This is a genomic window from Chitinophaga sancti, from assembly GCF_034087045.1.
Taxonomy (GTDB): domain Bacteria; phylum Bacteroidota; class Bacteroidia; order Chitinophagales; family Chitinophagaceae; genus Chitinophaga; species Chitinophaga sancti_B.
Genome location: NZ_CP139247.1, coordinates 1167581 through 1193330 on the forward strand (window position 1 = coordinate 1167581; position 25750 = coordinate 1193330).

At 44.4% G+C, this 25750-nt stretch carries 25 protein-coding genes; 13 read left to right on the plus strand and 12 right to left on the minus strand.

Features of this window, described 5'->3' with window-relative positions; translation table 11 throughout:
* Positions 1-187 precede the first annotated feature (187 nt).
* Together SIO70_RS04840 and SIO70_RS04845 are read left to right on the plus strand one after the other, a co-directional pair.
* Positions 188-967 (plus strand): GLPGLI family protein, encoded by a 780-nt coding sequence (locus SIO70_RS04840; RefSeq protein ID WP_320579842.1) that lies wholly within the window; start codon positions 188-190, stop codon positions 965-967.
* A 30-nt stretch (positions 968-997) separates the two neighbouring features.
* Positions 998-3889, plus strand: a complete 2892-nt coding sequence (locus SIO70_RS04845; protein ID WP_320579843.1) for an outer membrane beta-barrel family protein — start codon at positions 998-1000, stop codon at positions 3887-3889.
* A 185-nt stretch (positions 3890-4074) separates the two neighbouring features.
* Here SIO70_RS04845 and SIO70_RS04850 read toward each other — a convergent pair whose 3' ends face one another.
* Positions 4075-4380 (minus strand): hypothetical protein, encoded by a 306-nt coding sequence (locus SIO70_RS04850; RefSeq protein WP_320579844.1) that lies wholly within the window; start codon positions 4378-4380, stop codon positions 4075-4077.
* A gap of 319 nt (positions 4381-4699) precedes the next feature.
* On the opposite strand from SIO70_RS04850, the gene SIO70_RS04855 reads away from it, so the two are divergent.
* The gene (locus SIO70_RS04855; RefSeq protein WP_320579845.1) at positions 4700-5482 is read left to right on the plus strand and encodes a hydroxypyruvate isomerase family protein; all 783 of its coding nucleotides are present in this window, start codon (positions 4700-4702) and stop codon (positions 5480-5482) included.
* A 12-nt stretch (positions 5483-5494) separates the two neighbouring features.
* Here SIO70_RS04855 and SIO70_RS04860 read toward each other — a convergent pair whose 3' ends face one another.
* The 3 genes from SIO70_RS04860 to mqnC form a co-directional block, all read right to left on the minus strand.
* Positions 5495-6037 (minus strand): GNAT family protein, encoded by a 543-nt coding sequence (locus SIO70_RS04860; protein WP_320579846.1) that lies wholly within the window; start codon positions 6035-6037, stop codon positions 5495-5497.
* 65 nt (positions 6038-6102) lie between these two features.
* Entirely contained in the window at positions 6103-6708 is a 606-nt protein-coding gene (locus tag SIO70_RS04865) for a hypothetical protein (RefSeq protein WP_320579847.1), read from the minus strand.
* 121 nt (positions 6709-6829) lie between these two features.
* Entirely contained in the window at positions 6830-7954 is a 1125-nt protein-coding gene (mqnC, locus tag SIO70_RS04870) for a cyclic dehypoxanthinyl futalosine synthase (protein ID WP_320579848.1), read from the minus strand.
* A gap of 109 nt (positions 7955-8063) precedes the next feature.
* Here mqnC and SIO70_RS04875 point away from each other — a divergent pair, with 109 nt between their 5' ends.
* The 5 genes from SIO70_RS04875 to SIO70_RS04895 all read left to right on the plus strand — a co-directional run bounded on the left by SIO70_RS04875 (position 8064) and on the right by SIO70_RS04895 (position 13409).
* Positions 8064-9284, plus strand: coding sequence for an aspartyl protease family protein (locus tag SIO70_RS04875; protein WP_320579849.1), 1221 nt, complete (start codon positions 8064-8066; stop codon positions 9282-9284).
* A gap of 32 nt (positions 9285-9316) precedes the next feature.
* Positions 9317-10225, plus strand: a complete 909-nt coding sequence (locus tag SIO70_RS04880) for an aspartyl protease family protein (protein ID WP_320579850.1) — start codon at positions 9317-9319, stop codon at positions 10223-10225.
* 86 nt (positions 10226-10311) lie between these two features.
* Positions 10312-11547, plus strand: a complete 1236-nt coding sequence (locus tag SIO70_RS04885; protein ID WP_320579851.1) for a pitrilysin family protein — start codon at positions 10312-10314, stop codon at positions 11545-11547.
* A gap of 15 nt (positions 11548-11562) precedes the next feature.
* A complete protein-coding gene (locus tag SIO70_RS04890) occupies positions 11563-12846 on the plus strand; it encodes a pitrilysin family protein (RefSeq protein WP_320579852.1) in 1284 nt (427 codons plus the stop codon).
* Positions 12847-12998: 152 nt separating this feature from the next.
* Positions 12999-13409: a lysozyme inhibitor LprI family protein gene (locus SIO70_RS04895; protein ID WP_320579853.1), complete on the plus strand. Its 411-nt coding sequence runs from the start codon at positions 12999-13001 to the stop codon at positions 13407-13409.
* On the opposite strand, the gene SIO70_RS04900 is transcribed toward SIO70_RS04895, so the two are convergent.
* The 3 genes from SIO70_RS04900 to SIO70_RS04910 form a co-directional block, all read right to left on the minus strand.
* A complete protein-coding gene (locus SIO70_RS04900) occupies positions 13410-14300 on the minus strand; it encodes a YitT family protein (protein WP_320579854.1) in 891 nt (296 codons plus the stop codon).
* Between the two features lie 47 nt (positions 14301-14347).
* On the minus strand, positions 14348-15487 hold the full coding sequence (locus tag SIO70_RS04905) for a formimidoylglutamase (protein WP_320579855.1): 1140 nt from the start codon (positions 15485-15487) through the stop codon (positions 14348-14350).
* A 169-nt stretch (positions 15488-15656) separates the two neighbouring features.
* Positions 15657-15905: a hypothetical protein gene (locus SIO70_RS04910; RefSeq protein ID WP_320579856.1), complete on the minus strand. Its 249-nt coding sequence runs from the start codon at positions 15903-15905 to the stop codon at positions 15657-15659.
* Between the two features lie 376 nt (positions 15906-16281).
* Between SIO70_RS04910 and SIO70_RS04915 the strand changes: the two genes are divergently transcribed.
* Positions 16282-17376: a glycosyltransferase gene (locus tag SIO70_RS04915; RefSeq protein ID WP_320579857.1), complete on the plus strand. Its 1095-nt coding sequence runs from the start codon at positions 16282-16284 to the stop codon at positions 17374-17376.
* A gap of 81 nt (positions 17377-17457) precedes the next feature.
* Here SIO70_RS04915 and SIO70_RS04920 read toward each other — a convergent pair whose 3' ends face one another.
* On the minus strand, positions 17458-17814 hold the full coding sequence (locus SIO70_RS04920) for an arsenate reductase family protein (protein ID WP_083721912.1): 357 nt from the start codon (positions 17812-17814) through the stop codon (positions 17458-17460).
* 70 nt (positions 17815-17884) lie between these two features.
* On the opposite strand from SIO70_RS04920, the gene polA reads away from it, so the two are divergent.
* The 3 genes from polA (at position 17885) to SIO70_RS04935 (ending at position 22621) form a co-directional block, all read left to right on the plus strand.
* Positions 17885-20701 carry a DNA polymerase I gene (polA, locus tag SIO70_RS04925; protein WP_320579858.1) on the plus strand — a complete coding sequence of 939 codons (2817 nt, stop codon included), beginning with the start codon at positions 17885-17887 and terminating at the stop codon, positions 20699-20701.
* A 162-nt stretch (positions 20702-20863) separates the two neighbouring features.
* Positions 20864-21385 (plus strand): GNAT family N-acetyltransferase, encoded by a 522-nt coding sequence (locus SIO70_RS04930; protein WP_320579859.1) that lies wholly within the window; start codon positions 20864-20866, stop codon positions 21383-21385.
* A gap of 87 nt (positions 21386-21472) precedes the next feature.
* Positions 21473-22621 (plus strand): aminopeptidase C, encoded by a 1149-nt coding sequence (locus SIO70_RS04935; RefSeq protein WP_320579860.1) that lies wholly within the window; start codon positions 21473-21475, stop codon positions 22619-22621.
* A gap of 152 nt (positions 22622-22773) precedes the next feature.
* Here the strand turns inward: SIO70_RS04935 and SIO70_RS04940 are convergent, their stop codons facing one another.
* Together SIO70_RS04940 and SIO70_RS04945 are read right to left on the minus strand one after the other, a co-directional pair.
* Positions 22774-23082 (minus strand): hypothetical protein, encoded by a 309-nt coding sequence (locus tag SIO70_RS04940; RefSeq protein ID WP_320579861.1) that lies wholly within the window; start codon positions 23080-23082, stop codon positions 22774-22776.
* A gap of 11 nt (positions 23083-23093) precedes the next feature.
* Complete coding sequence (locus SIO70_RS04945) at positions 23094-23711, minus strand: L-threonylcarbamoyladenylate synthase (protein ID WP_083721907.1); 618 nt, start codon at positions 23709-23711, stop codon at positions 23094-23096.
* Positions 23712-23833: 122 nt separating this feature from the next.
* On the opposite strand from SIO70_RS04945, the gene mtgA reads away from it, so the two are divergent.
* Positions 23834-24547 (plus strand): monofunctional biosynthetic peptidoglycan transglycosylase, encoded by a 714-nt coding sequence (gene mtgA / locus SIO70_RS04950; protein WP_320579862.1) that lies wholly within the window; start codon positions 23834-23836, stop codon positions 24545-24547.
* On the opposite strand, the gene SIO70_RS04955 is transcribed toward mtgA, so the two are convergent.
* Together SIO70_RS04955 and pnuC are read right to left on the minus strand one after the other, a co-directional pair.
* A complete protein-coding gene (locus tag SIO70_RS04955; protein ID WP_320579863.1) occupies positions 24524-25063 on the minus strand; it encodes an ATP-binding protein in 540 nt (179 codons plus the stop codon). The two genes, mtgA and SIO70_RS04955, sit on opposite strands and share 24 nt — an antisense overlap.
* Positions 25042-25662 (minus strand): nicotinamide riboside transporter PnuC, encoded by a 621-nt coding sequence (gene pnuC / locus SIO70_RS04960; RefSeq protein WP_320579864.1) that lies wholly within the window; start codon positions 25660-25662, stop codon positions 25042-25044. Before pnuC ends, SIO70_RS04955 begins: the two co-directional genes overlap by 22 nt.
* Positions 25663-25750: the final 88 nt, after the last annotated feature.

Here is a 25750-nt window from a genome sequence, read left to right on the forward strand (position 1 = left end):
TGCAAAGCTATTTGATTATAGGATTATCATAGCTATCCCATTAACAGTAATTAACAATAAATAAGGAACCTTAACCATTGCGCCCATATTATGTTCTGTCATTAACAGTAATTAACAATAAATAAAGCTATTTAACCTGAAAATGCGTGCCGAATATTGACTTTTGTGACAGCAAAAAAACAAACACATGAACCATTTATCAAAAACCCTCTTTGGTGCCGCCCTGATAGCCTTCACTGGCTTCACAGCACAGGCACAGGAAAAGAACAGCGGTGTGATCGATTATGAATTGAGTCAAAAAATGCCTCCAAGAGGCGGCGATGGCGGCGATGAAGAAGGACAAGTAATCACTATAAAGCAACATTTCTTTTTCGCAGCCGGCCACGGTAAGCTGGAAACAGAACGTCCTAACTTTGGCGGGGGCATGGATCGTCAGGGTCCTCCTCCTCCTGGTGAAGGTGGTGAACAAGGCCCCCCTCCAGGATTCGGTGGTGGCCGTTTCCGTGGTGGATTTGGTATGATGGGTGGCGGATTCGTTGACCTACAGAGCCATAAATACCTGCAAACATTTACCAAACCAGATGACTCTACTAAAACCTACTTTGCAGAAGAAGACTTCCGTCCGGCAAAAGATGTAAAACCGGGTGATAAGACTAAGAAAATCGCTGGTTACAATTGCAAAAAAGCTACCGTGACCGTAAGGGATGAAACTTATACTGTATGGTATACAACTGACCTGCCTTTCAGCTACAGCCCTGTAAATGGCCTGTTACCTGAACCCAATGGCGTTGTACTGGCTGCTGAAAGCGACAACCGTTCCTTTACAGCAAAGAAAGTAGACTTTAAACCAATACCTCCTGAAAAAGTTTCCCTGCCTGGTAATGCGGAGAAAGTGAGTGAAGAAGAAATGCACAAAATGCGTCAGGAGGCCAGAGATAAATTCCGTGACAGACAAAACAGGAATTAAAAGACTACTACTTTAACTTACATCCTCCTCATGAAAAGGATCCCCCTTATGACTTTGTGCCTGATCCTGATTGCGCTTATATCCAAAGCGCAATCAGGTCAGGTTAAAGGCCAACTGACTGACTCAACCGCATCTCACCCTTTGGCTGATGCTACCGTAGCATTGCTGAATGGCAAAGATTCTTCTCTCGCAGCTACTGCATTTACTGACAAAAAAGGTGGATTCAGCTTTACCGGTCTTTCTGCCGGTGGCTACCGGGTATACATTACTTACCTGGGTTACAAACCAATCTTCAAAAGCATTACTGTATCGGCCGCACAACCTGTAGTGGATATGGGCACCATTCATCTTCTGGGCAAAGGTATCACCCTGGGTGAAGTAGAGATCATACAGGAAGTACCTCCTGTTGTGGTAAAAAAAGATACCCTTGAATTCAATGCAGATGCTTTCAAAACCCGTGAAAACGCAGTGGTGGAAGACCTGCTTAAAAAACTGCCCGGTGTTACTGTGGATAAAGATGGAGTGATCACAGCACAGGGTGAAACGGTAAAGAGAGTATTGGTAGATGGTAAACCATTCTTTGGCGATGATCCAAAACTCGCCACCAAAAACCTGCCTGCTGAAGTGATCGATAAAATTCAGGTGATAGACCGTAAATCAGATCAGGCACAGTTTACAGGTATCGATGATGGTAATACTGAAAAAGCCATCAATATCACAATTAAAAAAGACAAGAAAAAAGGAGTATTCGGAAAGGCATCCGCCGGCTATGGTACTGATGATCGTTTTGCTATCAATGCCAATGCTAACGCCTTCCGCGATAACCGTCAGCTTTCTTTCCTGGGTAGTGGTAACAACGTCAATAACATGGGCTTTACCATGCAGGATGTATTCAACTTCTCCAGCAGCAACAATGGCAGTGGAGGTAGTAACGGCCGTAGTGGCGGCGGTGGCAGGGGAGCTGCTCAATCTACCATCAGCAACCTGGGTGGTAACAGTACCACAGGCATCACCACAAACTGGAATGCAGGATTCAACTATAATCAGGACTTTGGATCAAAATTAAAGATCAATGGTAGTTACTTCATCAACGATGTAAAGACTGAAACTAAAAATCAGAACACAAAGCAAACTTTTACATCCGATAGTTCTTACTATTATAACTCTACTACCGGTTCTCTTACTGAAAATAAGAACAACCGTCTCAACATGCGGATCGAGTATGAAATTGACTCTTTCCACTCTGTGATATTTACACCTACATTCTCCTATACTGATGGTAGCACTAATTCAACCAGCTACTACCAACAGCAGGATATCAATAAAGTAACCTCTATCGATGGTTCCAATACCAATCGTAGTGGTGCTTCTTCTCCAAACTTTTCAGGCTCTGCATTGTACCGTCAGAAGTTTCATAAAACAGGTCGTACGCTGAGCGCCAACTTTACGTATGGATATAACACTACCGATCGTCAGAACTATTATAAGTCGCTGGATGAATATGTAGCGACTGATACTACTTCAGCTTATACCAGCGGTTACGACAGGAAGACGAATGCGAATAACATCGGTAGAAATTATCAGGCAACATTGACGTACACAGAACCGTTGATGAAAGACAGATACCTGGAACTGGATTATACTTATAGCAATAATTACAGCTCTTCCAAAAACCTGACTTACGATGCAAATGCTTCCGGAAAATATGATGTGCTGAATGATAGCCTGAGTAACATTTTTGAAAATACATTTTCTACTAATCAGGCAGGTATCAATATACGTACGAACAAGTTCAAGTATGACTATACCTTCGGTATGAATGTGAAGTTTAATAGTCTGGTGAATGATAATGTAAGCAGGAATACACACATCTCTCAGTATACAGTAAACTACTTTCCTTCTGCAAGTTTCAACTATAATTTTGAGCAGGGTAGAAGGTTCCGTTTTCGTTATAATGGCAGCACAACACAACCAACTATTTCTCAGTTGCAACCACTACCAGATCTGACCAATTCACTGTATGTACAGCAGGGTAATCCTAATTTGAAGCCTACGTTCACACATAGTCTGATGGCGGGTTATAACGCGTTTAACAGAAGTTCATTCCGTGGTATTTTTGTAAATGCAAATGCAACATTCGCCAATAACCAGATTGTAAATGCGAACCGTACAGATGACTCTACCGGTAAGCAATACACTAAACCGATCAATACAAACGGTGTGTATTCATTGAGTGGTAGTATGGTGAATGCTATTCCCATCAAGAATCACATCACTTCTCTGAACATAAGTACGAACGTTTCTTACAAAAGAGATGCGAGCTTCACTGGTGTAGATGAGGATTTCAGCGACATAAAGAAATACTATACCAGAAACTTCAGTCTGACCGAAGGCATTACATTCAACTACTTCTTCAAAGAATTATTTGATGTATCTACATCTGGAAGTGTACAGTATGCTGCAGCACGATACGACATCCTGCCAAGCAACAATACCAACTATTTCAACTATTCATTCTCTCTGGATTTCAACATCAATCTGCCTGCAGGTTTTCAGGTGGGTAGTGACATGACATACACATTGAATGCCGGACGTGCTGCTGGTTACAACGTAGATTATACTTTGCTGAACGGATATGTATCTAAGTTTGTGGGAAAGAAAAAACAGGGACAATTTAAATTTTATGCTTACGACCTGCTAAAACAAAATATCAGCATCAGCCGTACTACGGGTGAGAACTACATCCAGGATACACAGAACATGGTACTGCAACGTTACTTTATGATCAGCTTTACATACTTCCTGCGTAAGTTCGGTACGAACAATAATAATAATCGTGAAGGCCCTCCACGCGAAATGCGCTTTATGCGTCCTCCGGGTGGCGGTATGCCGGGAGGTCCTCCTCCGGGCGGTGGAATATAAAACAGAAAAGGAGTGCGATATGCACTCCTTTTTTTATGTATTATACATGTAAAATGACTCCAGATTTTTTGAAAGGTTGAAAGGAAATAAAGGTGACGGTGAAACATCTCCCCTCGTACCATCAGCTTTATAACCTTACAACCTTAATAACTTTGTCGTTTGACCATAGGGGCAGTAGCATCGGATCATGCAACTTTGTATTTCGGCGCAGGGGATTTGCGCTCTCTTATACCATTAGCAATCCTGCGTACTAACCAGCTTAGTGTAAACGTCGGAATAAAGTCCAGACCAGGGAATAACTCCTCCATAAAGTTGAACACACTTCCGAATGCACCCATACTGCCACCAAACATTCTGTAGAATATGATAGCGGAAATGGGAGCCCAAATTACATCACTCACTTCGCCTAACACGGGCACTGCATAACTGGCACAGCCAATCAGGTCCATCAGTATACAAATCCATAAGGCAGGAGTAAATCTCTTTTCCATATTGACCTCCGCTTTAAATTGTGAACAAATTAGTATAATCAAATAGCTTACCAATTTCAATTACGGATGGTGGTATAGTAATTACGGAGTCTATGGCCGGGGCGCTATTTTGGGAATAATGATTTGTGATACAATCCTTTAAAAAATGCTGATTTTTTCTTCTTTCTGGGATTACTCGTAATTTTTTCTAACTCAGGCGTAACTGTACTTCTATAAGGTTTGGTACTAGTATAAAGTTACGAATTTCATCCCGGATTGGTAGTACGCATTTCAAAAATGCGTAGTTCCACGTTATATTTATAAAAAATTCTATCGTTATATGTCCACTCCGCTCAAAGGTTGTATCCGTCATTCCGTGTGTGCCTGGCCTTATGAATCCATTCCACTGGACACCTTTTGCAAGGGTGCTAAAGAAATAGGGCTTGAATCCATCGATCTCCTGTACCCCCATCAGTTTGAAACCGCAAAGCACTTTGACCTCACCTGTGCCATGGTAGCATCTGTGAGCGATGCATGGAATATCGCCAAAGGGTGGAACCGTGTAGAACATCACGATGCCCTCATTACTTATTACCAATACCTGATAGACGAAACGGCCAAAGCCGGCTTCCCTTCTGTAGTCTGCTTTTCTGGTAACAGAGAGGGACTGGATGATGAGCAGGGTATTGAAAATTGCGCTATGGGGTTGCATCGCTTATTACCATATGCTGAAAAAAAGAAGGTGAATATAGTGATGGAGCTGCTGAACAGCAAAGTTGATCATCCTGATTATCAATGCGATCATACACACTGGGGCGTGGCTTTGAGCAAAAGGATAGGGTCAGAACGTTTCAGCCTCCTCTATGACATTTACCACATGCAGCTCATGGAAGGGGATATCATCCGCACCATTCGCGACAACCATACTTATTTCAGTCATTATCACACTGGCGGCGCGCCCGGCAGAAATGAGATCAATGACAGCCAGGAATTATACTACCCGGCTATCATGAAAGCAATTTATGAAACAGGGTTTAAAGGCTTTGTAGCACAGGAATTTATTCCTACCAGAACGGATAAACTTTCGTCTCTGAAAGAAGCCGTGCTGATATGTGATATCTGACTCTTACTTAAATCAGTATTTCCAGTCATTACGCAGCATGCCCATAACTACCATGTCTACAAAATGTCCATGTAGTTTGGCATTGTGGCGCAAAATACCCTCTTTCGTAAATCCAAGTTTGATAGGAATACGGGCACTGCGGTCATTTTCCAGTGCAAAGCGAATTTCTATTTTGTTGAGTTTCAGGTTTTCGAAAGCAAAAGAGATGAGCACCTTGCAGCAGGCTAAGACAATACCTTTGCCACGACAATGTTCTGCCAGCCAATAGCCGATTTCGGCTTTTTGCAGCAGGTGATCCCAGCAATGTAAGTCCAATACTCCGCATAGCTGACCATTATACCAGATACCAAAAGCAATGGCTTCCTGGTCTTCTGCTTTGCGCAGCATCATCTCTATAAAACGAAGGGAATGATCTTCATTGGTATTGTAATCCACCCATGGCAGGAATCGGCGCAACGCCTTACGGGATGTATCGATGGTGCGATAAAGCACCGGTGCATTTTCAGGTTGTAACTGCCTGAGTAAAATCTGATCGTCTACGGCTAACTCCAGCATAAAAAATTAAGGTTTGGCCCCTATACCGTCCAGGGTATAGTGACCAAACCTCAAATATAATAAACTTAACTTTTTGCAAACAACTGTTGCCGCTGCATATCACGAACTATCTGGCGGGCGAACTGTGATGCCTGCTTATAAGCAGTGGGCGGATCTATCGCTTCTGACTGTGCATTGTAGATCAGCTTTTTCTGTCCCAGGTCATAAAGATTCGTATCCCATTCATACCGCACATTCGTGACATAATAACCAGGGGTAAACATACCGCCGTACCATCCCCGGTAATAAGGGGCGTAAGGGTAGGAGGGCACATAGCCGCTGGATTTTGTCTTATCGACCATAGCGATAGTGAGCACCTGGTCCACATCACCATTTCTGAATTTGCGCAGGGCGGCCTTTTCGTCTCCTGTCTTCGACAAGGCGTCGTCCGGGCCGTATTTGGCAAATGAAGATACTGCGTTGAAGCCTTCTTTATGTAGTTCATTGACCAGCTCATTTTCCATTAAAATGCGCAGTTTTTTGTCCCTGGGTGGAACAAGGGCTATCACAATCATTTTTTTGCTGGTATCCAGCCTGGCATCCGGTGTTTTCCAGGACGAAGTTAGTTTGGTACTGGTACAGGCTGCGATGGACAGCCCTATACATAATAGCAATACTCCTAGCCTTTTCATAATCTCCTCCTTTTAACTGTTGGTTAGACGGGAAAAAAAGAGGAGAGTTACATTGACCTGCTAAAAATAATAGCGGCTTGCGACGATTGGTCGCAAGCCGCTATACGTATATACATCAGTATTAATAATTAATCACCTGTTCCTGGATTCCCGCCGGGATTTCCCTGAATTCGTACAACTGGGTTCTCAGCTGCGGCTCGAAGCCAGCTTCCTTGATCGCCTGTTGCATGGATTTGTAGGTAAACCTGTGCGGAGCACCGGCAGCACTGACCACATTTTCCTCGATCATGATAGATCCGAAATCGTTCGCACCGGCGTGTAGACAGATCTGAGCAACCTGTTTACCTACTGTGAGCCAGCTAGCCTGGATATTCTTTATATTAGGCAGCATGATACGGCTCAATGCGATCATACGGATATATTCTTCGGAAGTGGTCATGTTGTGTACCCCTCTGATCCTGGACAGCAGGGTATCTACATCCTGGAATGTCCATGGAATGAAAGCGGTGAAGCCATAATGGCCTTCCGGTTTCTCGCTCTGTACCTGTCTGATATCTGCCAGGTGTTCAAAACGTTCCATTATAGTTTCCACGTGTCCGAACATCATGGTAGCGGAGGATGCGATATTCAGCTTATGCGCCGCCCGCATTACATCCAGCCACTCCTGCGCACCACATTTCCCTTTGGAAATGAGCCTGCGCACACGGTCGTTCAGGATCTCAGCCCCGGCACCTGGTAAGCTGGCCAGACCAGCTTCTTTCAGTGCGCTCAGCACTTCTATATGTGTACTTTTTTCCAGTTTTGTGATGTGTGCCACTTCAGGGGGCCCGAGGGCATGCAGCTTGAGGGTAGGATACAACTGTTTCAGCTGCTTAAAGGTATCCACGTAAAATGCCAGACCCAGATCCGGGTGGTGTCCGCCCTGCAGCAGCAACTGGTCGCCGCCAAATTTCAGGGTCTCCTCGATCTTTACCTTGTACTCCTCAATTGACGTGATGTAAGCGTCTCCGTGACCTGGGATACGATAAAAGTTACAGAATTTGCAGTTAGCCGTACACACGTTGGTCGTGTTTACGTTTCGATCTATCTGCCAGGTAACTTTTCCGTGTGGAACCTGTTGTTTACGAAGCTCATTTGCGATGTGCATCAGCTCCGTAAGCGGTGCTTTTTCAAACAGATATACCCCTTCTTCCGGTGCAAGCCACTCAAAATTTAATGCTTTCCTATATAGATCTTTCAGTTCCATGATAAACAAAGGTAGCAAAAAACAATATCCCGCCATTGGTGGATTTTTAGGTGGTAATCGGCTTTTTTAATCCTACATTTATACAACTGTTATTCTGTCATTCTCTCGTATGCAAAAAGCAACATTGTCAAAGCACTGTTGTATCATTTTATTAGCACTTTCTCTATTCCACGCCGCAACCGCTCAATCAAAACTGCCTCAGGAAGAAGAAGGTACGCTGATCTGTCGCTTTCCATTCAGACAATACTATGGGGGCGTAGTGGTGATACTCGCACAGATAAAAGGTTTTTCCGATACACTCCAGTTCATCCTTGATACCGGTAGTGCAGGCATATCTCTGGACACCAGCACCTGTGTCCGCTTAGGTGTTCAGCTCACACCATCTGACAAAGTTGTGCGTGGGGTCGGAGGGTCCAAAAGAGTGGATTTCGCCATGGACCAAACGTTGCTGCTGCCAGGTTTGGAGGTAGACAGCCTCAATTTTCACGTCAACAACTACGAGCTGATCAGCCAGGTATATGGCTTGCAAATAGACGGTATCATTGGGTATAGCCTGCTAAACCGCTATAATGTGCTGGTTGACTACAATACCGAAGAGATACAACTCTATACCCATGGGAAATTCACTTATCCTAAAGGTGGGTCATTACTACATCCTACCCTCACCCAGATTCCCATTGTCACCGGTCAGCTCCGCAATGGCAAAACCCAGCGCGAGAGCCGGTATTACTTCGATACAGGTGCGGGTATGTGTCTATTGTTTTCCAAACAATTCGTGAACGACAGTACCGTACTCTCCACCCGGAAAAAACAACGAAAAGTAATTCAAACCGAGGCCCAGGGCCTTGGTGGGAAAATGACCATGGATGTAACCACTATCGGGGAGTTCAAAATCGGCAATTTCAACTTTCGGAACGTACCTGTCTATGTATTTGACGATCAAACGAATATCACAGCTTATCCTTTTCTTGGGGGCATGATTGGCAATGATCTTCTTCGCCGTTTTAATATTTATCTCAATTATGGCAAAAAGGAAATTTACCTGCTGCCAAATAAACACTTTAAGGAACCATTCGATTATTCCTATACCGGGCTGGTCATGTATATGATTGATGGAAAAATTGAAATCACCGATATTATCAAAGGATCTCCTGCAGAAAAGGCAGGTTTAAAGCCCGGAGATATCATCATTGCGATCAATAACCTCTTCACTAACAACATACAGGACGTGAGGGAACAGCTAAAAAATGTAGGTACCCGGCCTATGTTACTCATCAGCAGGAACAATGAGCTCATGCTGAAAAAAGTACTCATCAAAAGTATTTTATAATACTTTGCATTATCTTTCGTTTGATGTGTAACGTGAAAAAGCTACTGTTCTACATACTTATTGCTTTGCCGCTATTGTCGGCCGCCCAGGTAGCACCTGTCTCTGCAGAACCGGTAGCCATTCTGCCATTCCGGATCTATGATCACTCTTTGATTATCAGTGCTTCTCTGAGTAGTTTGGAGGATAGCCTGTATTTTATATTCGATACAGGCGCCGAAGCCAGCACACTGAGTAATGAAACAGCTAAAAAACTGAAACTCGAAACCAAAGAAGATGGAGGACTGAGTGGCACCGACGATATTGTAGTCAGGGTCCCCACATCCACTATCAATCTGCTCTATTTTGGTAAGGCCCGATTACCGCTGGTAAAAGTGTTTTTAGAACCGCTGCAGGAATTCAAAAGATCGCCTATTCATATCGACGGTATTATTGGCGTAGACCTGATCAAAATGTTCATCGTTCAGATCGACTACACCAACTCCCGGATCTTACTATATCGTCAGGGCAAAACTCCGATGAGCGTACCAGGCAAGCGCCTGGCCATGACGCTGAATTTTGATACCCCTGTCATAGAAGCCGTGATAGAACTGCCTGATGGCCGCTCCCTGGGCAGCCGTTACCACTTCATTACCGGTGGTGATTACGGCATCCTGTTCAACTGGCCTTTCGTTGAAAAATACCACCTGAGAGAGGTGCTGCCCATCGTCGGTACAGACAAGGTAGGAGACCTGTACCAGCAACTCACTTACCTCAATACCATCATCCCTTACCTGGCCTTTGGCACTGTACGCATGGAAAAGGTCTCCGGCAGTTACTGCAAGGAGGTGAATGACGTAGGTGGATTAACAGAAGTGGCCGGTTCCATTGGCTCTTATATCTGGTCACAATTCCGCACCATTACCATCAACTATAAACAACGGGAAATCTACCTCGATAAATAAGTGGTTAGCCTGCCCTTGGCAAAATCAATATGGACATTCCTCTTTATTTTTAATACCTTAACTTGCAGTTCTCATAAATAGGAATTATGATCCATTATAATAAATTCACTTTAGCCAATGGCCTGCGCGTGATTGTGCATGAAGACCATACCACGCCAATGGCAGTGTTAAATGTTATGTACGATGTGGGCTCCCGCGATGAAGATGCTGACAAGACAGGATTTGCGCATTTATTCGAACACCTGATGTTTGGCGGCTCTGTCAACATCCCGGAATATGATGAACCACTTCAGATGGCCGGTGGTGAAAACAACGCTTACACAACCAGTGACCTGACCAACTACTACATTCAACTTCCCGCAGAAAATATAGAAACAGCTTTCTGGCTGGAAAGCGACCGTATGCTCTCCCTGGCATTCAGCGAAAAGAGTCTGGATGTTCAGCGCAAGGTTGTATGCGAAGAGTTCAAGGAGCATTACATCAACAAACCTTACGGCGACATCTGGCACAAGATGCGTGACCTGGCTTACACTGTGCATCCCTATAAATGGATGACCATCGGAAAGGAACTGGCACACATTGAAGATGCAAAGCTGGAAGATGTAAAAAGCTTCTTCTTCAAATATTACCGTCCGGTCAATGCCATTCTGGTAGTAGCCGGCAAAGTGACCACCTCTCAGGTAAAAGCGCTGGCAGAAAAATGGTTCGGCGATATTCCTGCAGGAGTGCCTATTCAACGTAATATACCGCAGGAACCGGCACAACAGGGTGCGCACAAACTGGAAGTAAAAGCCAATGTACCACTGGATGCCCTTTACAAATGTTACCATATGCCTGGTCGTATGGACAAGGACTACTACTCAATCGATCTGATCTCTGATATTCTGGGTGGCGGCGCTTCTTCCCGTCTGCACCAGGTACTGGTAAAAGAGAAAAAACTCTTCAGTAATATTGATTGTTATCATTTCGGCACGCTGGATGCAGGTTTGTTCACCATCGAGGGCAAACTGGTAAAAGGAGTGAAGATGAAAGATGCTGAAAAAGCGATACAGGAAGAACTGGATAAAGTACAACAGGAAATCATCCCTGAAAGAGAACTGCAAAAAGTGAAAAACCGCGTGGAAAGCATGCTCGCTTTTGAAGACATGGGACTGTTGAACAGAGCGAATAACCTCGCTTTCTATGAGTTGATGGGCGATGCCTCACTCATGAATGCGGAATTCAGCAACTACGAAGCGGTAACTGCCGAGCAAATGCACAAACAGGCAGCTATACTCTTTGACGAGAAGAACTCAAATACTATTTACTATTACGCAGGCTAATATTCACTAAGATTAATGATAAATCGTAAACTCGCCCCTGAGATAAAAGATGCCGTTGATTTTGAAGTCGCACTGAAACCGTATGAGAAATTCACACTGGATAATGGCATCCCTGTATACGTTATTGAATCGGATGAACAGGAAACCTTGCAGCTGGAAATGGTATTTCCCGCAGGTAGCTGGTACGAATCAGAAAACCTCATTGCTTCTGCTTCCAACTTCCTGATGAAGAATGGAGCAGGTAAGCATTCTGCACTGCAAATAAATGAAAGTATCGATTACTATGGGGCTTACCTGAACAGGAGCTGCCACCATGAATTTGGTACTTACACCCTCCACTGTCTGACCAAAAGCTTTTCTGCACTATTGCCTACGCTACAGGAAGTGATATTGGATCCTGCTTTTTCTGAAGAAGAACTGGCCACTTTCCAGCAGAACATGAAGCAACGGCTGGCGGTGAATCTGCAGAAATGTGATTTCGTAGCGAACAGGCATATTGACAAATACCTGTTTGGAGAATTCCATCCTTATGGCCGCGTGAGCAGCATGGAGGCATACGATGCATTGCAGACAGAAACATTGAGAGCTTTCTATCAGCAACATTACACTTACAATAACTGCCGCATATTCGTGGCTGGCAAACTGCCCGATCAATTGATCCCTCAGCTGAACCAATACTTTGGTACCACCAAATGGAATGGAGAAGCGACGATCATCAAACCGGAAATCTCCATCATGCCGGCGGAAGAAAAGAAATTCCGCATCTTCAATGATGAGAATGGGGTACAGGGTGCTGTACGCATAGCACGTCATTTCCCTAATCGCTACCATCCTGATTATCCGAAGATGATGGTATTGAATACCATCTTCGGCGGTTACTTTGGTTCCCGCCTGATGAGCAATATCCGTGAGGAGAAAGGTTATACCTATGGTATTTCTTCGCAGGTATACAATTTCCGCCAGGCAAGTGCTATCAATATCCATACGGAAGCTGGCAGAGATGTGTGCGAAGCAACGATTGAAGAGATTTATAAAGAGATGCGCATCATGCAGGACGAAGTGGTGGATGAGGAGGAAATGGCGCTGGTACGGAACTTTATGATCGGGTCTATCCTGGGTGACCTGGATGGGGCTTTCCAGATTATACAGCGCTGGAAGAACCTGATCCTCAATGACCTGGATGAGAATTACTTCTATAATAATATCAGGACTATCAAGACGATTTCAGCGGAAGAACTGCATGTGTTAGCTAAGCAGTATTTCAAGCCGGAAGATTGGTATGAGCTGGTAGTAATATAAAAATATTAAAATGGCTTGTTCGAAGGACAAGCCATTTTAATATTCCCGCAAACAGGGAGGTCTTGCCGTGGGCAAGACCTCCCTGTTTGCGTTTTAGGGTAAAATATAGTTATTATTATTTTTTGCTATATTTGTAAACCTAATCATATCTTATGAAATTACTTTTACTATGCCTGCCATTGTGCATAACGCTGACCGTATTTGGACAAACCAGAAAAACAGCTGTAGACTCTATTGAATTACGCTATCAGGAATGTTTAAGTCAGGGTGGAAACTCTTATAACTGCGCACTGGCCTACTATCAGGAAATGGATAGCCTCCTCTCCGCCGTTTACAATCAGGTCTACAATAATCTGGACAATCCCCGCCGCGAAACTTTAGAAATCGCTCAGGCTCAATGGACTGAAAAGAAAGAAGCCTATTTCAAAGACATCGAAGTCCGTGCTGAAAAGAAAAGACCGCTAACCCTTGCTGGTCTGGACGACGATATGATTCTCACAGACAACAAAGCAGCATACCTGAAACACAGAGTGATAGAGCTGCTCAAGAGCATCCACTCCTGATTAATGATGGGTGGCCCGGCGCTTGATCATGCCTCCCTTTGTATCATTAATGTTGTGTTGCACTATAAATGCTTTTTCATCTATTTTCTCTATTTCGTCAATGATTTTGTGCACTTCCAGGCGGGTAACCACGGTGTAGATAATATCAATCTCCTTATCCACTGATCCACGCTTGCCAAAACCACTTTGTCCCTTGAATACGGTCACGCCTTTCCTCAGGGTCAGTGTCAATGTTTTGCGCACCAGTTCACTTTCATTGGAGATAATGGTGAGGGCGATGTATTCTTCAAAACCGGAGATTACATAGTCTACCGTTTTGGAAGCAGCCAGGTAAGTCAGTATCGCATACAGTGCGGTTTCAATATTAATGAGTATAGCCGCTACACTGAAGATGACCAGGTTGAAGTACATAATCACTTCTCCCATGGACATCACTGTCTTGCGGTTGATGTAAAGGGCCAGTACTTCCGTACCATCCAGTACGGCACCACCTCTTACTGACAAGCCGATTCCGGCACCTAAGAAGAACCCGCCGAAAATAGCGATCAGCAGGCGGTCGCTGGTGATAGTTGGTACTTTGATAAATACGAGCGCACAGGCCAGGCCCACAATGGCACACATAGCCTTGATGGTAAATTCAACAGAAAGCTGCTTGTAAGCCAGTAATATAAAAGGGATATTGATGATGACCAGGAGTACGGAGATATTCCATCCGGTTAGTCGGTTGATAAGCAGGGAAATACCCGTTACGCCTCCATCCAGAAATTCGTTTGGCATTAGAAACCCCTTTAGGCCAATGGCGGCCAGCAGCACCCCAATTGTAATCAGGGCGATATCCTGCAGGTTCTGGATCAGGTTAATTCTGGCGCGGGTTTCCTTAGTGTTCGGCATGATAGGTACGATTTAATTACTATTATTTTCATTGCCGTTCGTGGTGTTTACATCCGCTCCTGGTGGCGCAACCATCTCTCCGGGATCTCATTATTGCTCGCCAGCAGGTAATCGTTATAGGCACAGGGTAAGAATTCTTTCCCAGGCATCTGCATCCACCAGCGCCCGGTCTTTTTACTTTTCAGGAATACGGTTTCAATGTCCCCGCATACAATATTAAACTCCCAGAATGCTTCGCGGTCCTGGAGCATGGCTTCTTTATTCCGGATAGCTACGCCATCCATAAAATACCACATCATCTGTCCAATTTGTTTAGCCGTCAGCTGGTTTCTATCCTTTTCAGGACGATAACCATAAATGCCGAAGGAACTCAGGCGAACGCTCATACCTGCATAGCGGGAGAGCACACAGGCCTCATCGCCAGCCAACCCGTTAGGGGAGAGAGTATTAGCAGGAGCATCGGAGTTTTTAATAACATTGATATCCAGGCTCAGCATATCTGTGTTCCGCAACACCGGTTCCATCTCGTCCATATTTTCTCTCACCTTGCCAAGGCGGTAGCAATCGAACCGGAGCTTATCCAGTGTTTCCAGCATCCGGGGATGCACATAGAAACTCTGAAAACCGAGGTGATTGTAATGACGGATGTAATTGGGTTGTTCGGTGAACATTTCCATGAGGAAACTGTCTGCCGGGATTGTTGAATCTTCTTTCAGGTCTATCAACGCATCGGCCACAGTGGCTTCTATCACATATTTCTGCGTTGCGTAAGCCTTATATTGTGCATAGGTCAGGTCGTGGGAACCGCCCAGGATAATTACTGTTTTTTGGGAGTTAACCAGTTCGGCCACTACTGTTTTCAGGCCGGCATAGGTATCAGTGAGCTCAATACCAGGGCGCAGGTTACCGATATCGGCAATCTTCACTTCTTTGTGCCAGTAGAAGAGGTTGAAGAATTCACGGCGGATGGCATCTGCAGCATCCGGTCCTTTTTTGCCGGGACCATAACCGCGTTCATCAGCAGCACCTACTAATATAATGTCAGCCGCATCCAGATCAGGAATGTTTCCATCTTCATAGCAATCACAGATGGCACCGATCTGGTACTCATCATATTCCAGTTCATTGTTCAGGTCTGCTTTTGAGATGGGAATCAGGTAATCGTGAAGTTGCGCGAAGTCTGCCATCAATAGAAATTTGTTTGCTCGCAAACCTACGAATCAATTGTGAATTAACGACAAACGTGAATAAAGATAGTAATCGGTTATGTTACTGATACACGTAGCAATGCCTGACTGATGGCATCAGGGTGTAGAGTGACGACCCGCCTGCCACTACAATTGAACTGTCTGGTATTTAGTTCTTATGTATGATGAATTCAAAAGGTTTGACTTCTTTTCTTGATAATGCTTTTTGCAGTACTGGACGCTTGCTGGTAATTTTGTTCCTGTTACAATCAGCCACTTCCATTACGTTACATAGATAGTCCATTGTTTCTACCATGGATAGCATTTCGTTAATCTGTCTTACAGCATTTTGAATTTGTTTTTCGCTGTACCTGTCTTCATGCAGGACAAACAATAAATCCCTTTCAACCTGTTTCATTAGAATAAATTGATTGTTCCCCTAAATGTTGTTTAAAGGCGTGTTCAATAGGCGTAAGTGATTTGGTGTGCTCAACAACTGGATGTACAAGGTCTTTAATATGCGCGGGAACGATCCTGCTATTTTCAATAAAGATCAGTGCATGCGTTTTTTATTCATAGTAGGACATCCGCAGTCGTTTTTCTTTAAAACTTTACAGCTCTGTCCGATTATACTAATTGTGGCGCAAAGAAGAAAGATAGTCAGCCATTTATTTGATTTCATACTCTATGTTGTTTCCTCAAAAATGTTATAGATGCCAATCTGTACGAGAGTTTACCTTTTCTTAACAGTGCGCATTTCTAAATTAAGCTAATTTCGTAAAAATTTCAAATATTTGCCTACAAAATCTGCGCGTAAAACAGTTCTGGTAGTCCCTCTGGACTGGGGATTAGGTCATGCAACCCGGGATATCCCTATCATTCACGAATTATTAAACGCAGGCTGTAATGTAGTTATTGCTGCCGAAGGGAAACATGCTGCGTTATTAAGCCAGGAGTTCCCACAGCTGACTATCCTGCCGCTTCCCGGATACCGCATCCAGTATGCTCAAAAGGGCTGGTTCTTTGGGCCGAAAATTATTCAGCAAATCCCTCAGATCATCAAGTCTATCAAGTTTGAGCAACGATGGCTGCAACAGGTTGTGAAGGAACACAACATCGACGCTGTCATTTCCGACAACCGCTTCGGCCTTTATCACCGCGACATCCCTACTGTTATTATCTCTCACCAGTTGTTGATCAAGACCCCGTTTGGCGGGATCATTGAGACTATCCTGCAAAAGATAAATTACAGCTACATCCGTAAGTATGGCGCCTGCTGGATACCGGACTATGCCGGTTCCAACAACCTTTCAGGTATATTGGGTCATCCGAAAGTGTTGCCTCCTAATACTACCTATTTAGGTTGCCTCAGCCGTTTTGAGAACAGACCAGATGTACCTAAAAAATACGATCTGCTGGTCCTGATTTCAGGACCTGAACCACAGCGATCCAATCTTGAAAAAATGGTACTGGAACAAGTAGCTGCATTGCCTATCAGTGCGCTGATCGTAAGTGGTAAACCAGGTACGCCTGAAACGAAACAGGTCACCCCACGTATTCAACAGGTGAACCACCTGAATGCAAAAGAATTGAATGAAGCAATGTTGGGTGCCGATATGGTGTTAAGCCGTTCTGGTTATACCACCCTCATGGACCTTGTAAAGCTGAATAAGAAAGCGATATTAGTACCTACGCCCGGCCAGTCTGAGCAGGAGTATCTGGGTAAGTTCCTGATGAAAAAAGGGTTCTTCTATAATGTGAATCAATCTGAATTCAGGTTGGAGAAAGCATTGGAGGATATCAAAACATTCCCGTTCAAGTCTTTTGAGCATGAGGAAGATATGGAACAATATAAACAGGTAGTAAGAAATTTTGTAACCTCTTTATAAAGATCAAAAATTCAGGCGAATTTTTGAGGGGTTTGTGAAGTGTTGCAACCAGAAGTCGCAACACTTCACAAACTATAAAAATTATTTTTTTGCAGCCGCTTCCAGCCCTTCTACATTCTTCTTATCATTCCCGATAAAGATCTCTTTCCCCACGATACTCACAGGTCTCTTCAAAAAAGAATATTCCTGCAGGATCAGATCATGATAATCTTTCTCCGTCAGCTCTTTTTCATGCAATCCCATAGGACGATATTTCTGTGATCTCCTGCTAAACAACGCCTCATAGCTTCCCGCCAGTTTATGCATTTCTTCCAGCTGCGCTGGTGTTATTTTCTCCGTCTTTATATCCTGCAACTCAAATCCATTCTCCTTTGCCTTTACCGCATCTATAATCTTTTTACAGGTATTACAGGTCGACAGATGGTATATTTTTTTCATGTGCGTTTCTTTGAGAGCAAAGATCCTAACTCAGGCGATATATTTCATAATTCATAGTTACTTTTGGCAGATGCAAAAGAAACTTTTTTTACTGGATGCCATGGCTCTCATATATCGCGCATACTATGGCCTGATCCGGAACCCTCGCCTCACCAGTGCTGGTCGTAACACCAATGCCCAGTTTGGGTTTACTTCCACGTTGATAGACCTGATCAATAAAGAAAAACCTACACACATGGCTGTGGCATTCGATACGCATGCCCCTACCGAAAGACATACCTCCTTTGTCGATTACAAAGCGAACCGTGAAGACGCACCTGAAGATCTGCTTGACGCTATTCCTGATATCAAACGTATTATCACCGGTTTCAATATCCCTTGTGTTGAATTAGACGGTTATGAAGCCGATGACGTAATCGGCACCCTGGCCTGGCAGGCTGCTGAAGCGGGTTACACCGTATACATGGTGACACCGGACAAAGACTATGGCCAGCTCGTAAAAGAAAACGTATTCATTTATAAACCACCTTACATGGGTAGCAAAGAAGAAATTCTTGGCCCTAAAGAAGTGTGTGAAAAATGGCAGATCAAAGATGTGCACCAGGTAATTGATATCCTGGGGCTCATGGGTGATGCTGTCGACAATATTCCTGGTATTCCGGGGGTAGGAGAGAAGACCGCCATGAAACTGTTAGCCCAGTACGATTCTATCGAAAATGTACTGGCCAATGCAGACAAGATCGGTGGTAAAATGGGAGAAAAGATCAAAGCTGGTGCGGATAGCGCCATCCTCTCCAAACAACTCGCCACTATCATCACCGATGTGCCTGTGACCTTCCACGAAGAAGACTTCTGCATCAAAGACCATAACAAAGAAGCTCTCTCTGAAGTCTTCATTGAACTGGAATTCAAAACCCTGGGCAAACGTATTCTCGGCGATACCTTTGGTTCCAGTAGTGAAGTTACTACTAACGGTAAAGTTCAACTGGATCTATTCGGCAACGTTACCGCTACCTCTGCGGCAGCTACCACTGAAGATACCCCTGAACAGATCGTAAGTATCCTCGTTGCTGAAAAGAATATCAACAATACACCACATAACTACCACCTGGCGGACACACCTGAAAAAAGAGCGGAACTGCTGGCCACACTGCTCTCCAAACAGGAAGTATGCTTCGATACCGAAACGACAGGTACCGATGCAAATGCAGTAGACCTGGTAGGAATGAGCTTCTCATTTGCAGCCGGCGAAGCCTGGTATGTGCCCGTGCCTGCTGACAAAGCAGGTGCACAGGCCATTGTAGACGAATTCCGTCCGCTCTTCGAAACTACTCACATCGTATTCATTGGCCAGAACCTGAAATACGATATGCTGGTACTCAAATGGTATGGTGTAGAGATCAAAGCACCTGTATTTGATACTATGCTTGCCCACTACCTAATAGAGCCGGAAGGCCGACGTAGTATGGACCTGCTCAGCGCCCAGTACCTGCAATACGAACCGGTTTCTATCGAAACCCTCATTGGCAAAAAAGGTAAGAATCAGGGCAACATGCGCGATGTGGAGATCGATAAGATCAAGGACTATGCAGCAGAAGATGCCGACATTACCCTGCAGTTAAAAGAAAAGTTCGCCCCACTGCTACCTGCTAAAAACGTAGAAAAGGTATTTTATGAAGTGGAAAACCCACTCGTGAAAGTCCTCACCGATATGGAGTTCGAAGGTATCGCCATCGATATCCCGGCATTGATCGATTACTCCCGCGAGCTGGATACCGAAATCAGAAGAGCGGAAGAAAGCGTATACACCCAGGCAGGTGTGCGTTTCAACCTTGCCTCTCCGAAACAACTGGGTGAAGTGCTCTTCGAAAAACTGGCCCTTGATCCGAAAGCAAAAAAGACCCGTACCGGTCAATATGCTACAGGTGAGGATGTACTGGCAAAACTGGCCAGCAAGCACCAGATTGTAGACGACATCCTCGTATTCCGTGAGCTGAGTAAGCTGAAATCTACCTATGTAGATGCATTGCCAACCATGCTTAATAAACGCACAAACAGGATACACACTTCCTATAACCAGGCAGTAGCAGTGACCGGCCGTTTGAGCAGCACCAACCCGAACCTGCAGAATATTCCGATCAGAACTGACAGGGGCAGGGAAATCCGTAAAGCATTTGTACCCCGCAATGAAGAGTTTACCCTCCTCTCTGCGGATTACTCCCAAATAGAACTGCGCATCATTGCTGCCATCAGCGAAGACCAGGCTATGATAGACGCTTTCCGCCAGGGTATAGATATCCACGCGGCTACTGCGGCCAAGGTATACGGCATTCCGCTGGAAGAGGTAACCTCTGAAATGCGTCGCAATGCCAAGAGCGTAAACTTTGGTATTATTTACGGTGTGAGCGCCTTCGGTCTTTCCGAGAACCTGGGTATTCCACGTAGTGAAGCAAAAATGCTGATCGATAACTACTTCGCGCAGTACCAGGCGATCCAGCACTACATGGATAAACAGAAACAGTTTGCACAGCAGAATGGCTATGTAGAAACCCTGCTGGGCCGTAAGCGCTGGCTGAAAGACATCAACAGCTCCAACGCGGTGGTAAGAGGTTATGCAGAACGAAATGCCATCAACATGCCTATTCAGGGTACTGCTGCCGACATGATCAAGCTGGCCATGATCTCCATCCATAAAACAATGAAGGAGCAAAACCTGCGTTCAAAAATGATCCTGCAGGTACATGATGAATTGGTCTTTGATGTTCATAAAGATGAAATTGAAATCATCCAGCCGATCATCCTGGATGGTATGCGCAATGCACTGCCACTGGCGGTTCCGGTAGAAGCTGAAATAGGCCTTGGCCGCAACTGGCTGGAAGCCCACTAATTACTAATAAAGTGTTAAATATATTTACAATATGGCCGGACAATTGATCATTGTCCGGCCTTTGTTCATCATGTAATATATAAGAAAAGACACTGCGTTGCCACTGCACTGAGTACTTACACCCCTCTTGTGTTTTCCAAATTCGTTTACTAGCTTTCGGCCATGATCCTGACCTCAAGGTTGCAAATATTGCCTTGTACATTACAGTACTTCGAAGCGTTATTACAAGGAAAAGAAACGTTGGGCCATTTGTTAGATATTGATATACCTCTATTCTGGACAGAGTTCCCTGAAATTATACTGGTATCGTACGACAAATTGCGCAACGATCCCTCGATGCTTGGCTGGTTTCTATACCTGGTGATTCACCAGGAAGATAAACGGCTGATTGGTACCGGTGGCTTCAAAGGCCGCCCGGATGCTAACGGCGTGGTAGAAATTGGCTACGAAATCACGACTGCCTACCGCGAACAGGGGTTTGGTACAGAGCTGACACAGGCCCTGATCCGTTTCGCCTTTGGACACTCTTATGTGACCCGGGTAGTCGCCCATACAGAGGAGGAATATACCGCTTCTGTAAAAGTGCTCCAGAAATCAGGAATGTCCTTTGCCGGCGAAAACCCCGATACGCAATTATGGCGCTGGGAAATATCCCGTGAGCAATACAAACTCTCCCAGGACTAACAACCGCTTACCTTAACTTTCTTTCCGAGTATAATTGGATTGGCTTACATTTGAAACCTTGTTTTCAAATCAAAACACCAAACCAAAATGAAGAAATGGATCTTAGGCCTGGCCGTGTGTTATTCCACCACGACTGCCATGGCGCAAACCACTAACAAAGAAGGCAGCAAATACCAATTTACCGTAATCAGGAACTTAGATGCAGGTGATGTAGAAAACCAGGGGCGTACTGGTACCTGCTGGTCCTTCTCCGGTCTGTCTTTCTTCCAGGCCGAAGCATTGCGCAATGGCAAAGGCAAAGGTGTAAACCTGAGCGAAATGTTTGTGGTAAGAAAAATGTATCCTCTTAAGGCGGCAAACTACGTGCGTATGCATGGCAAAGCTAACTTCGGTGAGGGTGGTGGATTCCCGGACGATCTGCTCTGCCTGCGCGAATACGGACTGGTTCCACAGTCAGTATACGACGGCAACCGCGATAAAGTATATAACCACGCTGAAATGGTGTCTATCCTGGAAGGTATGACCAAAACCATCGGCGCTAATGAAGGTACTGTCAATCCTAACTGGAAGAAAGCCGTTGATGGTGTACTGAATGCATACATGGGCGATGCTCCTGAAAAATTCGATTACCAGGGTAAATCTTACACGCCGCAATCCTTTGCAAAAGAACTGGGTTTGAATGCAGATGATTATGTACTGATTTCATCTTTTACTCACCATCCTTATTACCAGCAGTTCGTACTGGAAGTACCGGACAACTGGAATTGGGAAAGAGTGTACAATGTACCCCTGAATGAATTTACTGCTATCGCAGAAAATGCGATCCAGACGGGTTACACCATTGCATGGGCATCTGATGTATCAGAAAAAGGTTTCAACTTCATTGAAGGCCTGGCTGTAGTTCCGGAAACTGACTTTAGCGACATGACCGCTGAAGAGAAAAAGAAAGTATTTGAAGAACCGGTAAAAGAAAAAACCATCACTCCTGAACTGCGTCAGAAAGCTTTCGATAATTTCGAAACGCAGGATGACCATGGTATGCACATTGTAGGTATGGCAAAAGACCAGAATGGTAAAGTATACTTCCGCGTGAAAAATTCATGGGGTACTACCAATCCGGGTAGTGGCTACTTCTATGCTTCTGAAAATTTCTTCGCTTATAAGACGACCTGCATCATGCTGAACAAAAAAGCACTGCCTGCAGATATCGCTAAGAAACTGGGCATCAAACAATAGTGTTCTTTTTCTCAATAAAAAGGGGCTTTTTCCAATGGGAAAAGCCCCTTTTTATTACTTGCCTGAAGCAAGTAAATTATTTGCTTTTGTCAATAAAATTTCTCTTATCCCGCTATGAAAAAGGATTTTCAGTCATGCAGAAAGCACACATTTTATTTACCTTCAATGCGTTGCGCTTCCTGGTAGGTTCCTAACCTGAATTTCAACGGCACCTTTGTACGCTGCTCAAAATTCCACTCCTTTTTGCAGAAAAATCCGAAGCACTGATCATAATAGGAATGAGGAGTCAGGGGAAGAGTCGCTTTCGGTGTAAAAGTCACAGCTGTAGTGGGTTTTACAAAAGTAATTGACGGCGTCATCTTTTTTTGAAGCGGATATAATGGGGCTACAGAGAGCTTATTTTGCCCTTTTACAACATTAAATCCTAAAAACAGCAGCAAAAAAACACTACATATTTTCATACTCAAATGTTTTAGACGATTTCTTCAAAACTGCCTATCCCTTCCCTGATCATTTCAGGTTCAGACCCCGTACAATCGATCACTGTAGAAAACTGCATACCACCAGGACCACCATCCACAACAATGTCAACAATGTTTTCAAACTTCTCATGGATGATCTCCGGATCAGTATATTCTTCTACGTAAGCTTCAATCGGCAGCGACGTACTCAGAATAGGATTACCTAATTCCTTCACGATTGCTCTGCTGATATTATTATCGGGCACGCGTATACCAACCGTATCTTTCTTTTGCTTCAGCATTCTGGGCACCTGCCTGCTGGCGGGCAGAATAAATGTGTATGGTCCCGGCAATGCCTTCTTCAGCATTCTGAAGGTGGGTGTATCTACACTTCGTGCATAGTCAGACAAATGACTGAGATCGTAACATATAAACGAAAACTGGGCCTTGGCAGGATTAATATGCTTGATGCGGCAAATGCGTTCTATAGCTTTGTGCTGTGAGATGTCACAGCCCATGCCGTAAACCGTATCGGTCGGATAGATAATCACGCCTCCATCTTTCAGACATTCCACGATCGTCTTTAAATGACGGGGATTCGGGTTGTCCGGGTGTAAAGTTAAAAGCATAGCGTAAATTTACGATTATACCACCAATTACCACACCAGCTGTATAAAAAGCTGACCATACTTAACATGGACATTAAATAATCTTACTATCTTTCCGCCCAATTTCCAAAATCATTTTGTGGATGAAGTTGAAAGGAATTGTTCCGAGAACATGGCGACACTTGAAGAGGATTATCCTTGTCTTATTTATTGCTCATTTCGTGTACCTCATTGCCTTAAAATGGGTCAATCCCCCCATTACTATTACAATGATTTCAAGTTGGTTTGGCACATGGGGTAGCGATACAAAGTTTCACAAAACATGGGTAGACTATTCAGAGATATCTGAATTCACCAAGCTGGCAGTGCTGTCCAGTGAGGACCAGTTATTCCCTGACCATAATGGCTTTGACTTTAAGTCAATCGAAAAAGCCATGAAGCATAACCAGAAGAGTAAGAAGATTCATGGAGCCAGCACTATTAGCCAGCAGGTAGCTAAAAACGTATTCTTATGGCAGGGGGGAGGCTATTTCAGAAAAGGGTTGGAAGTATATTTCACCTTCATGATAGAAAAACTCTGGGGCAAGGAACGCATTCTGGAAGTCTACCTTAACATAGCTCAGACCGGCGATGCTGTATTTGGTGTAGAAGCCGCTGCCCGGCAATATTATCATAAAACAGCAGCAAGTCTCAACAGAGAGCAATCGGCTATGATCGCCGCCTGCCTGCCCAATCCTGTCAGATACACAGTGGTACCGCCGGCAAGGATCACACTGTACAGACAAAAGAAAATTTTAGTACAAATGCGTTTACTCGCAGGCGATCCGGATATATCAGAACTGATCAGTTCCAAGTAACTGATTTACCACCTTCACCGCCGTTTCCTGCCTTTCTTCAAATGTTCCGCGGATCTCTACCCAGCGTACGCCAGAAGATTGCACAATCTCTTTGTAGACATTATAAAAGTGTTCACGCATAGCCGGGTCCGGATATTCCCTTTGCGGATCATCTTCCCATGGAATATCAATATAGGTGAGCAGATACAGATCATATTTTCTTTCTGCAATAGCTGCAAGTATCCATGGATCGCATTCACCATATTTATGCTCGCTCCATACTCTGATCACATGCAGATCGGTATCGCATATCAGCAGGCGGTTTGCCAGCTTCGCTCTTTCTACCTCCAGTTCCAGCTGCCCCTTTGCAATGGTCAGCAAGTCAGACTGCTCATATGGGCGAGGCAATTCTTCTATATACTGACGGGCATACTCAGGCACCCACATCGTTTCATAATGCGACGCCAGAAACTCACTGAGCGTACTCTTGCCCGTGCTCTCCGGACCAATAACCACTACTTTGTATAGCTCTTCCATATCTTCTTCCAGCTAAAATAACCCATCACTGCTACTATAAACAGGAAGATGGTCAATACCGCTGTTGCGACTAGTTTTTTATGAAATAATAACGGGACCGCTACCAGGTTAGATATGTTCAGTAAGATCCAGTTTTCAATCTTCCGCTGTGCCAGCAACCACATACCAGCACAGGCGGTCGCTGATACAAAGGCATCTATCAACGGTACATCTGAGTTTGAGAAATGACTCAACAGGTAGTAGAACACTGCCCAGCCAATAAAAGTGATTGCCACGGTTACGACCCAATCCCTTCGGGATGCCCAGGCAATAGGAACTTCCGGTTCAGAAGCTTTCTTCCTGGCCCAATGGTACCAGCCATATACACTCATGATGAAATAATAGACATTCAGTGTAGCCTCTGCATAGAGCTTAAACTGCTCCCTGGATAACAGGTATGCATAAATACCAGTGCTGATCAGACCTGTTGGATACAACCAAATGCTGTTCTGCTTACTACATACCACGCTAATGGCGCCAAATATCGCTGCCAGAATTTCCAGCCAGCTCATGGCCCTGAACCCTTCTATCAGCGCCTGGTAAAATACATCCACATTCATGCCGCAAAGATAAGTGTACCTATTCCGTAAAAAAATCGGGTAGTGAAACTGTTAGAAAAATCAGTATTAGCTTATAGAAGCATCGAAG